This window comes from Glycomyces artemisiae, assembly GCF_003002955.1.
Lineage (GTDB): Bacteria > Actinomycetota > Actinomycetes > Mycobacteriales > Micromonosporaceae > Glycomyces > Glycomyces artemisiae.
Genome location: NZ_PVTJ01000015.1, coordinates 87675 through 101527, shown reverse-complemented (window position 1 = coordinate 101527; position 13853 = coordinate 87675). Strand labels below are relative to the sequence as shown.

Below are 13853 nucleotides of genomic sequence, written 5' to 3'. Positions count from 1 at the left end.
CTCGACAAGGTTCGACAAACTCGCCGTCCGATACCAGGCCACCATCCAAGTCGCGATCATCCTCGACTGGAAACCGACTTCGTAAACACGACCTAGTCCCGGTCCTTGAAGTCGTCCCTGCCGTTCAGGGGGCGGGCGAGGTCCTTCTCCGTGGCCTCGCGGCGGCCCGCGTAGTCGGCGAAGACCACGATGTTCTCCGTGTAGTCGCCCGCCTCGCGGTCGAACTCGCCGCCGCAGGTGATGAGGCGGAGCACGGGCTTCGGGGCGACGCCGAAGACGTCCTCGTAGGGGAGGCGCTGCTTGGAGTACGACTCCACATCGGCGACCTCGTAGACCACGATGATCCCGTCGGCGCGGGTCACCTCGATCTCGTCGCCCTCCTTGAGGCGCTTCACCGCGAAGAACACCGCCGGGCCCTTCTTCGTGTCCACGTGGCCCATGAGCACCGTCGGCCCGAACTCGCCTGGCGTCGGGCCCGGCTCGAACCAGCCCGCGTCCTGCGGGCGCCACATCGCCGGGACCTCGAAGTTCCCGCGGTAGTCCAGGCCCAGGGCCGTCAAGGGGGCGTGCACGTCGAGGCGGTCGATGTCCACGCGCGTGGGCTCCGAGCGGTCCAGCCAGTCGCCGCCCGCCGGGTCGGCCACCGCGAACGGGTCGTCATTGAAGGGGGAGTGGAACTCCGGCCAGCGCAGCGACGGCACCGGCACGACGCTCCCGAGCATCAGGCCCAGGCCCCCGGCGAGGACGATCGAGAGCACGACAGCGGCCACCGGCCGGAACGCGGGTTCCGGCCGGTGTGCAGGTCGTTCGTCGGCCTCTGGGGGCGCCGTGTCCATTTAGGCGGCCGTGACGCCGCTGCGGCGCTTCAGCAGCCACATGCCCGCGGCCGCCGCGAGCACCAGCGCCGCGCCCGACCACAGGACGATCGTGGCCGTGTCCGAGGCGGCGCCGCCGCCGCCCGTCGCGGGCGCCGCGCCCGACGTCACCGTGAAGTTCGCCGATGCCGTGTCCCCGCCGCAGGTCACCTTCACCGTGTACGTCTTCGGCTTCATCGCCTCCGTGACGGTGAACGTGCCGGTCGCGTTGTTGTTGTTCTTCACCAGCGCGAAGCTCACGTCGACGCCCTCGATGTCGCCGGTCGCGTTGTCGTTGCAGTTGGAGGCCAGGACCCCGACCTGGGTCCCCTGCACGCCCGTGGTCTGCGTGAGCGTGACCATGATGGCCGCGTTCGCGGGGGCGGCGGTGGTCAGCAGGATCGCGGCGCTGAGCGCCAGCGCGGCGAGCGTCCCGCGGACGGGCTTCGTCATTCGCATGGCACGGTTCCTCCTCGGACGGTGCCGGGTCGCCCCGGCTCCATGTGACGTGTCAAGTGCTCACGGTAATGGCTCGAATGCGCGGTCCAAGGCGGTTCTGTGGAAAACGGGAACGCGTGCGGAGAGTCGGGAATCGGACAACGCCGGGCCCGCGGGTCTGGAAAACATCGGTGCCGTCTGCCACGATGAGGACATGAGGCTTCCCGGGAGCGGTCTGGTCGGCGGTCTCGCCGCGACCGCGCGCACAGCGACGCGCCGCGCCGTCACCCGCCAGTACCCCGAGCGCGAACCCGAACTGCCCGAACGCACCCGCGGCGTCATCGCCCTCCACGAAGGCAACTGCACCTCCTGCATGCTGTGCGCCCGCGAATGCCCCGACTGGTGCATCTACATCGACTCCCACAAGGAGACCGTCGAGGTCGAAGGCGCGGCCCGGCCGCGCCAGGTGAACGTCCTCGACCGCTTCGACATCGACTTCTCGCTGTGCATGTACTGCGGGATCTGCGTCGACGTGTGCCCCTTCGACGCCCTCTTCTGGGCCCCCGACTTCGCGTACGCCGAAGGCGACATCCGCGACCTGCTCCACGACAAGGAGCACCTGGGGGAGTGGCTCGCGAACGCGCCCCTCGCGCCGCGCGGGGAGGAGGGCGCGTGACGCTCGCCGACGTGCTGCTCGCCGCGTTCGGGGCCCTCGCGCTCGGCGCCGGGCTCGCCGTGGTCGCCACCGACCGGATCGTGCGGGCCGGGCTGTGGCTCGCCGTCGCGTTCGCCGGGATCGCCGGGGCCGCGCTCGTGCTCGCCGCGGAGTTCCTCGCGTGGGTGCTCGTCCTCGTGTACGTCGGCGCGATCGTGGTGCTGCTGCTGTTCGCGACGATGCTGACGAAGGCCCCGACCGACCCGTCCGAGGACCTCGATCGGGCGCGCTGGCCCGGGGCCGCGGTCGCGGGCGGGGTGGGGCTGGCGCTGGCGGCGGCCGTCACGGGTGCGTTCGGGTGGTCGAAGGCCGACCTGGACGCGAACGGTGCTGGGGACGCGGCCGCGATGGGGGAGGCGGTGTTCTCGGAGTGGGTGCTGCCGTTCGAGGTCCTGTCGCTGCTCCTGCTGGCGGCGCTCGTGGGCGCGGTGGCGGTCTCGACGAGGTCACGGTGAACGCCGATCTTGAAACAAACGCTTCCTAGCCGCGCGGTAAGCTAGCGCGCATGACCTCACCGATCTTCGCTCTCGCCGACGAGTACATCACCTCGTACGCGCGGCTCGACCCCGCCTTCGCCGGCTCCGCCGGCATCAAGGGCGACTTCGGCGTCGCCACCGACTACGGACCCGACGCCGAGGCCGAGCGCGCGCGGCTCTACCGCGAGACCCTGACCCGCCTCAACGCCCTCGAATCGACCGGCCCGGCCGACGACCTGGCCCGGCTGCACATGGCCGAGCGCCTCCAGGTCTTCGTCGACCGCCACGACGCGGGCGAGTGGCGCCGCGCTTTGAAGGTCCCGTACGGGATGCTCCAGAACATGGTCAGCTACATCGACCTCGCGCCGCGCGAGACCGAGAACGACTGGCGGCTCAACGCCGCGCGCATGCGCGCGATCCCCGAGATGCTCGCGACCTGGCGCCAGACGATGAACGCCGGCATCGACGCGGGCGAGACGGTGGCGCTGCGCCAGGCGCTCGAAGGCGCCAAGCAGGCCCGCCGCAACGCCGAGTCCCGCGTGTTCGACAAGCACCTGAAGGCCTACGGCGACGGCTCGCAGGCCGCGGACCTGCGCGGGGCCGCCGAGGCCGCGTACGCCGCGTTCGCGTCGGCCGCCGAGTACCTTGAGCAGACCTATGCGCCGCACGCGGCCCCGAACGACGGCGTGGGCGAGGAGCGGTACCTGCTCGCGGCCCGCTCGACGCTCGGCGCGGTCCTGGACCCGCACGACGCGTACGCGTGGGCGTGGGAGGAGCTGCACCGCATCGAGGAGGAGATGGAGGCCGAGGCCGAGCGGATCCTCCCGGGCGCCGGGCTCACCGACGTCATCGCGCACCTCGACGCGACCGAGGCCGTGGAGACGTCCGAGGAGTACCTCGCGTGGCTCCAGGCGAAGCACCGCGGGGCGCTCGAAGCGCTCGACGGCGTCCACTTCGACATCGACCCGCAGCTGATGAACCTCGACGTGCAGCTCGTGCACGGCTCGTCGGCCGGGTCCGCGTACTACACGGGCCCTTCGGAGGACCTGTCGCGCCCGGGCCGCACCTGGTGGCCCGTGGCCGACCGCGAGCGGTTCCGCACCTGGGCCGAGCTGACCACGGTCTTCCACGAGGGCGTGCCCGGCCACCACCTCCAGATCGGGCAGTCCAAGGTCGCCGGGGACGGCATCTCGCGGTTCGCGAAGGTCTTCGGCTCGGTCTCGGGCCACGCCGAGGGCTGGGCCCTGTACGCCGAGCGGCTCTCCGACGACCTCGGCTGGTTCACCGAGCCGGGCACGCGCCTGGGGATGCTCAAGGGCTCGGCGCTGCGCGCCGCCCGCGTCGTCATCGACGTCGGCTGGCACCTGGACCTGCCGCTGCCCGCCGCCGAGGCGAAGCGCCACGGCGACCGCTGGAACTTCGACGTCGCGCTCGACGTGCTCACCACCCGCGGCCGCATCGCCGAGCACCGGGCCCACCCGGAGATCGTCCGGTACGCGGGCTGGCCGGCCCAGGCGATCTGCTACAAGCTGGGCGAGCGGGCGTGGGTCGCCGCTCGGGACGAGGCGAAGGCCGCCGCCGGCGCGGACTTCGACCTCAAGGCCTGGCACACCGCGGCCCTGAACCTGGGCCCGATCGGCCTCGACAACCTCGCGTCGGTGCTGCGCGGGAAGTAGCCATGACAGACGGCGGGCGCTCTGTCGAGCGCCCGCCGTTCGCGCGTCCTCTTACTGCCAGCGGTCGATCATGTCCGCCACGGCCTGGTCGATCTGCTCGCCGAGCTGGTGCAGGTGCTCCTTCTCCAGGTCCGCGAGGCTCGCGGTGAGCCGGTCGGCGCGGTCGGCGCCGGGCAGGCGCAGGAGCCAGTTGCGGGCGATGACGGCCTGCCGGTACTGGACCAGCAGATGCCCCAGATCGGACACCGGGACGATGACGTCGTCGGCGCTGCGGCCCAGCGCGGGCGCGGCGGCCTCGGCGAGGAAGTGCGCGTCGCGGGCCGCGGTGCGCATCTGGTCGCGGGCCGCGACGAGGTCGGTCGCGTGGCTCATCTTCACGTACGTGTCGAGCAGGTGGATCTTCGCCTTCGAGACGACCCCCATGAGCGAGGACGCGGGCTTGTCGCCGTCGCGCGTGAACTTCGCGTGCTCGGCGAACATCCGCACCTGGCCCAGGAGCGCCGCGACCCACGTCTGCGAGTGGACGCGCTCGATCTGCCGGTAGGACTCCTGGACCTCTTCGTCAAGGGCGCCATACCATTTCGGGTACTCGGCGACCGTGAGGCCGAGCTGGTCGAAGCGGTCGGCGAAGTGGGTGCGGAGGCGCTCCAGGTCCTCGGTGTGCTTGAGCGCGGACAGGAGCTGGTCGAGCTGCACGCCCCCGTGCGGGGTGGCGGTGAACAGGTGCTGGTAGCCGCGGATCGCCGTGCGCAGGCGGTGGATCACGGCGCGCACGCTCGCGGCGGAGCCCGGCGCGTGCCGCTCGGTGGCGGCGATCGCGCGGTTGAGCGCGTCGACCTGGCTGGAGATGTAGTACTGGATGACGGCGCCGGCGCGCGTGTTCGCCGACATGGAACCCGATGGCGCGGCCGGTTCGACGGCCGCAGTGGCTGCTGACATGGTTCCTCCCCCGGAAGACCTGCTGAAATGGAGTATTCCAGCGGGGTACCCGGGGGAGGAGCCGAAGCGAGGATTTTTCGACGATCGTTCAGGTTTCGGCCCTGCGGACGTCACCCGGAGCGATCACCGCGGTGTCATCCCTGCATGCAGTCCATCGCCGGCATCGTCGTCAACGTGCCGGTGACGTTGAAGCCGAAGGTCGCCGTCCCGTTCGCGTTGATGGTGCCGTTCCAGGCGGCCGGACCGGCCATCTGCATGTCGCCCATGGTGGTGATCGTCGAACTCCAGTGGTCCCTGATCGTGATCCCCGAGCCCGGCGGCCACATCCAGTGGACCATCCAGTTGCTGATCGCCGAGGACCCCGTGTTCTTCACGGTGACGTTCACCGTCGCGCCGCCGTTCCAGGAGGAGACGGACGCGGTCGCCGCGCAGATCGCGGCCGGGTTGCCCGTGCCGGGGTCGGTCGGGTCGTCCGAGGTGGGGTCGTCGGAGGTCGGCGGGTCGACGACGCCGCCGTCGTTGCCCGGGAAGTCCGTGCCGGGGCGCACGCCCGAGATCTCGCCGTTGCCGCCGTCGAACACGACGTCGGAGCAGGCGTAGAAGTTCTCGTTGGAGTCCGAGCGCACCCAGTGCGTGAAGACCATGTGGTAACCGGACTTCTGCGGCAGCGTCAGGTTCGCGTAGTAGTAGTGGTCGTCGCTGCCGGGCCCGCCGTTGGAGGCCGGGTTGGTGAAGGTCTGGAACTTCTCCAGGTCGTCCCAGGCCAGCGGCTGCGACGGGTCCCAGCCGTCCTTGGTGATGTACAGGTCGAAGCGGCCCGGGTGGTGCGCCCAGTTGTTGTAGCGCCACTGGACGGTGTCGCCCGCGGTCACGTGGGTCTTCGGCCAGTTCCCGGGGTCGTTGAACGCCGAGAAGTCGTACGGGCCGCGGCCCCCGCCGTCGCAGATCTGCCCGTCGGGGATGTACCCGACGGTCTTTCCCGCGCCGTTGGAGTCGAGGTTGCCGAACCAGTTGTAGAACGGGGTGGGCCCGACCTGGTCCAGCGCGGACTGGCAGGCCTCGTTGTACGGGTCGAGCGCTCCGTTGCCGCCGAGCGCGTCGAAGTAGCACAGGTACTGACGCGAGCCGGGGAACACGGTGGCGCCGTGGGCCTCCGCGTCGCTCTTGGTGAACAGCGTCGAAATGGTCATGGCCGCTACTGCGGCCAGCACCATCGACATGACGACGGCGATGCGGCGGCGTCTGCCGCCGAGCACCGCCGTGGCGGTGGTGGACATGGAGTTACTCCTCTGCCGGTCTGGAGCGCTCCCAACCAGGCCCTGCGAGCCCGCGCGCGATCTTGTGGACTGCTGCTGACGCGAATTCCTATATTCGAGTGTATCTATATTGTGGCGCGGAGCGCAATCACCCCCCCTGTCGGTGCGGATCGGACCGGTCCCCCGCGTCCCCCACGTGGATAGACTGGGCTCCATGGACATCGGAGACACCGCCCCGGCATTCACGCTCGCCGACGAGACGGGAGCGCCGCGCAGCCTCGACGACCTCGTCGCCGACGGTCCGGTCGTGCTCTTCTTCTACCCGCTGGCCATGTCGGCCGGCTGCACCGCCGAGGCGTGCCACTTCCGCGACCTCGCCGCCGAGTTCGGCGAACTCGGTGCGACCCCGGTGGGCATCTCCACGGACGCCGTCGAGCGCCAGGCCGAGTTCTCGCGCAAGCACTCCCTGGGCTACCCGCTCCTGTCGGACACGGGCGGTGAGATCGCCGAGGCGTTCGGGGTGCGCCGCAAGATCACCATCGTCCCGACCAAGCGCAAGACGTTCATCATCGGCGCGGGCCGCGAGGTCATCGGCGTCGTGAAGAGCGAGATGAACATGCGCGCGCACGCGGACAAGGCCCTGGAGCTGCTGAAGGCCCGCAAGTAGAAAGAGGCGGCCCGAAGGCCGCCTCTGCACTAGATCTTTGTCGCGAGTTCGCGGAATGCCTTGCCTCGGTGGGAGATCGCGTTCTTCTCGGCTGCACTGATCTCAGCGCTCGTGAGCGTGAACCCGTCGGGCACGAACAGCGGGTCGTATCCGAACCCGTTGGCGCCCCGGGGCTCCCGGATGACGCGTCCGGGCATCTCGCCGTGGACGACGGTCTCGCGGCCGTCCGGGTAGGCGATCACTGCGGCGCAGACGAACTTGGCGGTGCGAAGCTCGTCGGGGACGTCGGAGAGCTGGTCGAGCAGCAGCGCGTTGTTCGCCGCGTCGTCCTTCCTGCTCCCGGCCCAGCGGGCGGAGAGCACGCCGGGCATGCCGTTGAGGGCGTCCACGGCGATGCCGGAGTCGTCGGCGATCGTGGGGAGGCCGGTGTGCTTGACGCCGTCGCGGGCTTTGAGCAGGGCGTTGCCCGCGAAGGTCAGCTCGGTCTCGGGGGTCTCGGGGTACTCGTCCACGGCGTCGAGGCCGACGAGTTCGACGTGCGGGGCCGCTTCGGCGAGGATCTGGCGCAGCTCGTCCACCTTGCCCGCGTTGCGGGTCGCGAGGAGCACCTTCACGAGCTGAGGAGGGTCCGGGCCTGGAGGCCGGCGAGTTCCTTGCAGCCCTTGAGGGCCAGGTCCAGGAGCTGGTCCAGCTCGGTGCGGTTGAAGACCGCCTCCTCGCCGGTGCCCTGGACCTCGACGAAGTCGCCTTCGCCGGTGCAGACGACGTTCATGTCGACCGACGCGGCGACGTCCTCCTCGTAGGGGAGGTCGAGCACGGGCACGCCATTGACGACGCCGACGCTGATCGCCGACACCGAGGTGGTGAGGATCTTGTCGGGCTTGCGGGCGAGCTTCTGGTCCTTGAGCCAGTCGACCGCGTCGTGCAGCGCGACGTAGGCGCCGGTGATCGAGGCGGTGCGGGTGCCGCCGTCGGCCTGGAGCACGTCGCAGTCGAGGGTGATGGTGTTCTCGCCGAGGGCCTTGAAATCGACGCAGGCCCGCAGGGACCGGCCGATCAGGCGGGAGATCTCATGGGTGCGTCCGCCGATCTTGCCGCGGATCGACTCGCGGTCGGAGCGCGAGTGCGTGGAGCGCGGCAGCATCGAGTACTCGGCGGTCACCCACCCCTCGCCCGAACCGCGCCGCCACCGCGGCACGCCCGGCGTCACCGACGCCGTGCACAGCACGCGGGTACGGCCGAATTCGACCAGAACCGACCCTTCCGGGTGATCGGTCCAGGAGCGGGTGAACTTCACGGGGCGCAGCTCATCGGCGGCGCGCTTGTCAGGTCGAGTCATCCTGACCAGCCTACGGCAGCGTACAGGCGTGTGACACACTAGTTGCTGCTCAAATGAGAGCACCGGCACGCGACCCGACCGGCCCCCATCCCCGGTCGCTCCCGTGCCCGGCGCGCGAACGGCGACCGCACTTCCGGTCCGCCGCGTCGCGCTTCGCGCGAGTGGCGGAACTGGCAGACGCGCAGGATTTAGGTTCCTGTGTCCTAGGACGTGGGGGTTCGAGTCCCCCCTCGCGCACCGCAATCCCTCTCGGCCGTGTCCTCGATGTAGACATTTCCCGCAAAGCCGAGCAACCGTCCGCGGCATCGGCCGCGTCTTGTCAGCGGTGCGCGCTTTCTCGTCCTGTCAATTCAGAGGAGACTCTCCATGCGGAGACGAAAGAGCATTGCGGCGGTGGCGGCCGTCGGCGGATTCGCGGTGGCCGGGCTGGCCGTGACTCCGTTCGCGAACGCGAACGAGCCCGGGCCGCCGGCGGCGGCCGAGGCGGTTTCATCGGCTACGGCGGTCACCGGGACCGTCGTCCTTCCGACCGGCGACCGGGTGACCGTGGCGCCGAACGGCGTCAAAGGGTTCGAGCCCGCCGCGGGCCGCGAGGACATCGGGTACCTCGTGCTCGACGACGGCATCGTGGTCCCGACCGACCGGGTCGAGGCGCTGAAATCCGGCGCGGAGGACCCGCGACGGTACAACGTGCCGCAGCTGCTGGCGGCCGGCTATACCGATGCGGCCGCGGTTCCGGAGGCCGAACTCGACCCCCGCGACTACGACGGCCTCGTCCCGGCAGGCGAGCATGCCGAGTCGGCGGCTGAGACCCAGCCGGTCACCGTCGCCATCGCAGACGCCGCGGACGCCGTCCCCGACGGTGACTTCATCCAGTGGTACGACGCGGCCACCGGGGACAGGGGCCGTTTCGTGTTCGACGAGACCGGCTCCGGGACCGTCGAGCTCCCCGCGGGCGAGTACCTGCTCTTCGGCGGTGTCTGGAACGAGGACGAGGCCGGAGCGGAGACCGAGGTGGTCACCGGCGTCCTCCCCGTGACCGTCGAGGACGATCCGGTCGACACCCGCTTCGGCGGTTCGGACGTCTCTCCGGTGACCAGCGAAGTCGAGCAGCCGGACGCGGTGTTCGACGGCTCCCAGATCACTGTCGGGTTCCAGGGCCCGTTCCATGAACCGGGGGACGGGACGGGAGTGCTCTATTTCCTCGGTCCGGACACCGACGCCTACGTCCTGCCCGAGCCGGAGCTGCCCGAGGGGTATGTGACCGACTTCGTCTACAAGTCGCGGTTCGCGAGTCCTGACGGTGCGGCGGAGCCGTATCTGTACAACCTCGCGTTCGGCGGGACCGGCAGCTACCCCGCCGATCTGTCGCTCTCCGTGGCCGACGAGGAGCTGTCCGTCGAGGAGACCACCTACAACGACCTCGGCATCGCGACGAGGGGCAGGACCTGCGACAGCGGCAACCCGGGGTCGGCCTTCGGGGGCTGGTGCCGCGTGATCCCGACACCGGCCCCTTCCACCCGCACCAACTACCGGACCGCCGGGCCCGAGACCCCCTGGGGCGGCTACAGCGACTTCGGTGCCTTCGACGAGATCGACTTCTACATGCTGGACGGCTTCAGCAGGTACTACCAGGACCGGGTGCTCGAAGCGGGCAGGACGGCCGCCGCCGAGAACTTCGGTCCGATCGGCGGAGGGACCGCCCAGATGGTGCTCTCCGACGACGGCGACACGACTTGGGGATCGGTGGTCCTCTGGCCCGCCGGAGGCCACAACGGCGAGACCGTCGACCTCATCGGCTACACGGGGACAGCGGAGCTGAGCCTCGACGGCGAGGTCCTGGGCAGCGTCGACGACACCGACTTGGCGCTGGGGTTCAGCGCCGAACTTCCGAAGGCCGGCCGCTACACGCTGACGTCCAAGTCGAGCCGAGGCACCGACGTGGTCCCCTTCGGCACCAACAACACCCTCGCGTGGGAGTTCGACCTCGACCCGGCCGCGATCCCTGAGGACGAATTCCTTTCGGCGTCGCTGCCGGTGGTGGCGATGAGCGCCGACGGCGTCGACAGCGGCTACGTCGACGCCGACGAACCGCTTGACGTGACCCTTGACCTGGCCGTCGAGCAGAGCGCTGAGCCGGTCACCGCCGAGTCGATGACGTTCCAGGTCTCCTACGACGAGGGCGGGACCTGGATCGACGTCCCGATCGACCTCGACTGCGGCACCGCGACCGCGACCCTCGAATTCCCCGAGGGCGCCGAGGCCGTCTCCACCCGGTTCTTCGCGACCGACGACGCCGGGACCGAGGTCGAGCAGACCACGATCCGGTCCTTCGGGCTGAAGTAGACGAAAGCGGGTCCGGCGGGGCAACCCGCCGGACCCGTTGCGGCGTATGGACGGTGACGTGTGATTCGACCGAAAGGTGATCTTCATGTACGTTGCCAAGACCGCCAAGCGCACCGCCTTCGCCGCGCTCGCGGCCGCCGCAGTGCTCGTTCCGGCGACCGCCGCTTCCGCGCAGGACACCGAGATCCCCGAGGAGGGATGGGAGTACTCCGAGCAATGGGACTTCGTCCAGGACGAGTACACCGCCGAATTCCAGGCCGACGTCGACGAGGCGCTCGCGGAGCACTTCGCAGACTGGGGCAGTGAAGCGGGCCTGGAGGCCACGCGGCTCCAGAACTACTACATCGACGGGGTGAACGAGACCCCGGTGCAGCGCAAGTTCAAGGTCGACTTCTGGGGCGACTCGGGGAACGACGGGCTTGAGGCCGGGATCTACCTGCCCGGTGGGATCACTCCGGGCATCCAGGACTCGACCGGCGGCGAGGAGTACGACGCGCACTACCTCCTCCGCTGCACCGCGGCGGACACCGCATGCGAGACCAGTGAGACCGAGGACGGCGACGTGGTCGCCTACACGACCGACGGCACCTACGTCGAAGCCGCCGTGTTCCACGAGGACGGCTCGGTGAGCTGGGCCTGGTTCGGCGCCTTCGAAGGTGAGACCGACGTGACCCCCGACCAGCTCGTCGCGTTCGTGCTCGACCTCGACACCGAGCCGGTCTGGCACGCGCTCGAAAACGACTAGGAAAGCACCGCGGACCACGGCCCCCGCCGCCTCCCCGGCGGGGGCCGTTTTCATTGCGGCAGGCGGGATCTGACGGCGAGGGCCGCGCAGGCGACGACGGCGAGGCCGCCGAGGAGCGTGGGGAGGCCGAGCGGTTCGCCGAGGAGGAGCGCGGACCAGGCGATGGTCATGACGGGCTGCACGAGCTGGACCTGGCTCACCTGCGCCATGGGGCCCAGGGCGAGGCCGCGGTACCAGGCGAAGAAGCCGAGGAACATGCTCACCGCCGAGAGGTACGCGAACGCTCCCCATTGGACGGGGGTGGCCGAGAGCGGCTGGTCGACGAGCGCATAGGCAGTTGCGGCCGCCATCACGGGGGAGCCGAGGACGAGCGCCCACGAGATCGTCTGCCACGCACCGAGTTCCCGCGCGAGCAGGCCGCCTTCGGTGTAGCCCACCGCCGCGGCGGCGACCGCCGCGAACAGGAGCAGGTCGGGCCAGCCGAGGGAGCCGAGGCCGCCGTTCCCCAAGGCGGCGAACGCGACCGCCGCGACCGCGCCCGCACCGGCCGCGATCCAGAAGCGCCGCGGCGGGTGCTCCCTCGTGCGCAGCACGGTCATCGCCGCGGTGGCGGCGGGGAGGAGCGCGACGACGACCGCGCCGTGGCTCGCCGACGTGTGCTCCAGCGCGAACGAAGTGAGCAGCCCGAACCCGGCGACCACGCCCGCGGCGACGAGCACCAGGCGCCGCCGCTGGCTGCGGGTCGGGAGCCGCTGGCGGGTCGCGGCCAGCGCGACCGCCGCGAGCACTGCGGCGATGGCCGCGCGGCCCGCGCCGATGAACAGGGCGGACATGCCGTCGACGGCGATCCGCGTGAGCGGCAGGGTGAACGAGAACGCCACGACGCCGAGCAGGCCCCACCACAGGCCCGCCCGGGCCCGCGATAGCGGTGGCGCCGCCAGGACAGTAGCGCTACTGTTGTCTCTCATGGTCAACGATAGCAGCGCGAGGATCGCCGCGGCACTGCGCGAACGCATCGCCGGCGCCGCCCCCGGCGCCCGCCTGCCCTCCACCCGCGACCTCGTCGCCGAATTCGCGGCCAGCCCCGTCACCGTCCAGCAGGCCCTCCGGGCCCTCGACGCCGAAGGGCTCCTGGAGCGCAGGCCCGGCGTCGGCACGTTCGTGCGCGCCGTCCGCACCGCCAGGCCCAGCGACTACCGCTGGCAGACAGCGGCACTCGGCGCACCGCCCGCGCGCGTCCCGCGCCTGCCGACCGCGCTCAAGACCGCCGGGAACGACGTGATCGCCCTCCACTCCGGCTACCCCGACCGCGACCTGCTCCCCGAACGGCTCGTCCGCGCCGCGTTCACCCGCGCCGCCCGCGGCGACGCCGCGATGAGCCGACCGCCCGCCGCGGGACTGCCCGAACTCCAGCACTGGTTCGCCGCCGAACTCGGCGAGACCGCCCCCGCCGGAGTAGCGCCGCCCACGCCCGGCGACGTCATCGTCATCCCCGGCAGCCAGACCGGCCTCAGCTCCCTGTTCCGCGTGCTCGTCGGCCCCGGCCGCCCGCTGCTGGTCGAATCGCCCACGTTCTGGGGCGCGATCGTCGCCGCCGCAAGGGAGCACGTCGACCTCGTCCCGATACCGACAGGGCCCGACGGGCCCGACCCCGACCTCCTCGACGAGGCCTTCGACCGCACCGGCGCCCGCGCGTTCTACGCCCAGCCGAACTTCGCCAACCCCACCGGCGCCCGCTGGACCGACCGGCTCACCGAACGCGTCCTCGACGTCGTGCGCGGCCGCGGCGCGTTCCTCATCGAGGACGACTGGGCCCACGAGTTCGGCATCACCGCCGACCCGCGGCCCGTCGCCGCCCGCGACGACACCGGCCACGTCGTCTACGTCCGCTCCCTCACCAAGAGCACCTCCACCGCCGTCCGCGTCGCCGCCATCATCGCCCGCGGGCCCGCCCGCGACCGCATCCTCGCCGACGCGCAGGCCGAGTCCATGTACGTCAGCGGCCTCCTCCAGGCCGTCGCCGCCGATGTCGTCACCCAGCCCGGCTGGCGCACCCACCTCAAAGGGCTCAGGCACCAGCTCGCCGCCCGCCGCGACCTCATGGTCGCGAGCCTCGCCGACCACGCGCCGCAAGTCCACCTCGAAGCGATTCCCCAAGGGGGCCTGAACCTCTGGGCCCGCCTCCCCGACGGCACCGACCTCCCCGCGCTCGCCCGCGCCTGCGAGGCCGCCGGCGTCCTCGTCGTCCCCGGCGACGAATGGTTCCCCGCCGAACCCACCGGCGCCTACCTGCGTCTCAACTACTCCGGCCCCAACCCCGCCGCCTTCCCCGACGCCGCCCGCATCATCGGCCGCGCCCTCGGCAGCGATTGAGGCCGCAAGGTGCGCCGCCGTTCACCTTG

Annotated in this window: 13 protein-coding genes, 1 tRNA gene and 1 pseudogene; 8 read left to right on the top strand and 7 right to left on the bottom strand. The window is 71.0% G+C overall.

Annotated features, from left to right (window positions below):
• Positions 1–92 precede the first annotated feature (92 nt).
• Both B0I28_RS26055 and B0I28_RS26050 read right to left on the bottom strand, forming a co-directional pair.
• Positions 93–770, bottom strand: a complete 678-nt coding sequence (locus B0I28_RS26055; protein ID WP_181245978.1) for a class F sortase — start codon at positions 768–770, stop codon at positions 93–95.
• Positions 771–836: 66 nt separating this feature from the next.
• Positions 837–1313, bottom strand: a complete 477-nt coding sequence (locus B0I28_RS26050) for a hypothetical protein (RefSeq protein ID WP_146148252.1) — start codon at positions 1311–1313, stop codon at positions 837–839.
• Positions 1314–1506: 193 nt separating this feature from the next.
• On the opposite strand from B0I28_RS26050, the pseudogene B0I28_RS26045 reads away from it, so the two are divergent.
• The 3 genes and pseudogenes from B0I28_RS26045 to B0I28_RS26035 form a co-directional block, all read left to right on the top strand.
• Positions 1507–2073 (top strand): annotated as a pseudogene (locus tag B0I28_RS26045) (4Fe-4S binding protein); the annotation flags it as partial.
• Complete coding sequence (locus B0I28_RS26040; protein WP_425433456.1) at positions 1980–2462, top strand: NADH-quinone oxidoreductase subunit J family protein; 483 nt, start codon at positions 1980–1982, stop codon at positions 2460–2462. The pseudogene B0I28_RS26045 and the gene B0I28_RS26040, both read left to right, overlap by 94 nt.
• A gap of 50 nt (positions 2463–2512) precedes the next feature.
• Complete coding sequence (locus B0I28_RS26035) at positions 2513–4159, top strand: DUF885 domain-containing protein (RefSeq protein ID WP_106366786.1); 1647 nt, start codon at positions 2513–2515, stop codon at positions 4157–4159.
• Positions 4160–4210: 51 nt separating this feature from the next.
• On the opposite strand, the gene B0I28_RS26030 is transcribed toward B0I28_RS26035, so the two are convergent.
• A complete protein-coding gene (locus B0I28_RS26030) occupies positions 4211–5098 on the bottom strand; it encodes a CHAD domain-containing protein (protein WP_146148251.1) in 888 nt (295 codons plus the stop codon).
• Between the two features lie 134 nt (positions 5099–5232).
• Complete coding sequence (locus B0I28_RS26020) at positions 5233–6375, bottom strand: lytic polysaccharide monooxygenase (protein WP_181245977.1); 1143 nt, start codon at positions 6373–6375, stop codon at positions 5233–5235.
• Positions 6376–6568: 193 nt separating this feature from the next.
• On the opposite strand from B0I28_RS26020, the gene B0I28_RS26015 reads away from it, so the two are divergent.
• Positions 6569–7021, top strand: a complete 453-nt coding sequence (locus B0I28_RS26015) for a peroxiredoxin (RefSeq protein WP_106366784.1) — start codon at positions 6569–6571, stop codon at positions 7019–7021.
• A gap of 29 nt (positions 7022–7050) precedes the next feature.
• On the opposite strand, the gene rdgB is transcribed toward B0I28_RS26015, so the two are convergent.
• Both rdgB and rph read right to left on the bottom strand, forming a co-directional pair.
• Positions 7051–7635 carry an RdgB/HAM1 family non-canonical purine NTP pyrophosphatase gene (rdgB, locus tag B0I28_RS26010; protein WP_106366783.1) on the bottom strand — a complete coding sequence of 195 codons (585 nt, stop codon included), beginning with the start codon at positions 7633–7635 and terminating at the stop codon, positions 7051–7053.
• Complete coding sequence (rph, locus tag B0I28_RS26005; protein ID WP_106366782.1) at positions 7632–8360, bottom strand: ribonuclease PH; 729 nt, start codon at positions 8358–8360, stop codon at positions 7632–7634. Before rph ends, rdgB begins: the two co-directional genes overlap by 4 nt.
• 155 nt (positions 8361–8515) lie before the next feature.
• Between rph and B0I28_RS26000 the strand changes: the two genes are divergently transcribed.
• The 3 genes from B0I28_RS26000 (at position 8516) to B0I28_RS25990 (ending at position 11451) form a co-directional block, all read left to right on the top strand.
• Positions 8516–8597: transfer RNA gene (locus B0I28_RS26000), tRNA-Leu, on the top strand.
• Between the two features lie 129 nt (positions 8598–8726).
• On the top strand, positions 8727–10706 hold the full coding sequence (locus tag B0I28_RS27535) for a hypothetical protein (RefSeq protein WP_181245976.1): 1980 nt from the start codon (positions 8727–8729) through the stop codon (positions 10704–10706).
• A gap of 85 nt (positions 10707–10791) precedes the next feature.
• Positions 10792–11451, top strand: a complete 660-nt coding sequence (locus B0I28_RS25990; protein ID WP_146148249.1) for a hypothetical protein — start codon at positions 10792–10794, stop codon at positions 11449–11451.
• 50 nt (positions 11452–11501) lie between these two features.
• On the opposite strand, the gene B0I28_RS25985 is transcribed toward B0I28_RS25990, so the two are convergent.
• Positions 11502–12419 carry a DMT family transporter gene (locus tag B0I28_RS25985; RefSeq protein WP_106366780.1) on the bottom strand — a complete coding sequence of 306 codons (918 nt, stop codon included), beginning with the start codon at positions 12417–12419 and terminating at the stop codon, positions 11502–11504.
• On the opposite strand from B0I28_RS25985, the gene B0I28_RS25980 reads away from it, so the two are divergent.
• Positions 12418–13824, top strand: a complete 1407-nt coding sequence (locus B0I28_RS25980; RefSeq protein ID WP_106366779.1) for an aminotransferase-like domain-containing protein — start codon at positions 12418–12420, stop codon at positions 13822–13824. The genes B0I28_RS25985 and B0I28_RS25980 overlap by 2 nt on opposite strands.
• The last annotated feature ends 29 nt before the right edge of the window (positions 13825–13853 follow it).

Coding starts and splice junctions, on each gene's coding strand:
- B0I28_RS26035 (WP_106366786.1), top strand. CDS start 2,513: ATGACCTCACCGATCTTCGCTCTCGCCGACGAGTACATCACCTCGTAC.
- B0I28_RS25985 (WP_106366780.1), bottom strand. CDS start 12,419: ATGAGAGACAACAGTAGCGCTACTGTCCTGGCGGCGCCACCGCTATCG.
- B0I28_RS27535 (WP_181245976.1), top strand. CDS start 8,727: ATGCGGAGACGAAAGAGCATTGCGGCGGTGGCGGCCGTCGGCGGATTC.
- B0I28_RS25980 (WP_106366779.1), top strand. CDS start 12,418: ATGGTCAACGATAGCAGCGCGAGGATCGCCGCGGCACTGCGCGAACGC.
- B0I28_RS26015 (WP_106366784.1), top strand. CDS start 6,569: ATGGACATCGGAGACACCGCCCCGGCATTCACGCTCGCCGACGAGACG.
- B0I28_RS26050 (WP_146148252.1), bottom strand. CDS start 1,313: ATGCGAATGACGAAGCCCGTCCGCGGGACGCTCGCCGCGCTGGCGCTC.
- B0I28_RS26020 (WP_181245977.1), bottom strand. CDS start 6,375: ATGTCCACCACCGCCACGGCGGTGCTCGGCGGCAGACGCCGCCGCATC.
- B0I28_RS26030 (WP_146148251.1), bottom strand. CDS start 5,098: ATGTCAGCAGCCACTGCGGCCGTCGAACCGGCCGCGCCATCGGGTTCC.
- B0I28_RS25990 (WP_146148249.1), top strand. CDS start 10,792: ATGTACGTTGCCAAGACCGCCAAGCGCACCGCCTTCGCCGCGCTCGCG.
- rph (WP_106366782.1), bottom strand. CDS start 8,360: ATGACTCGACCTGACAAGCGCGCCGCCGATGAGCTGCGCCCCGTGAAG.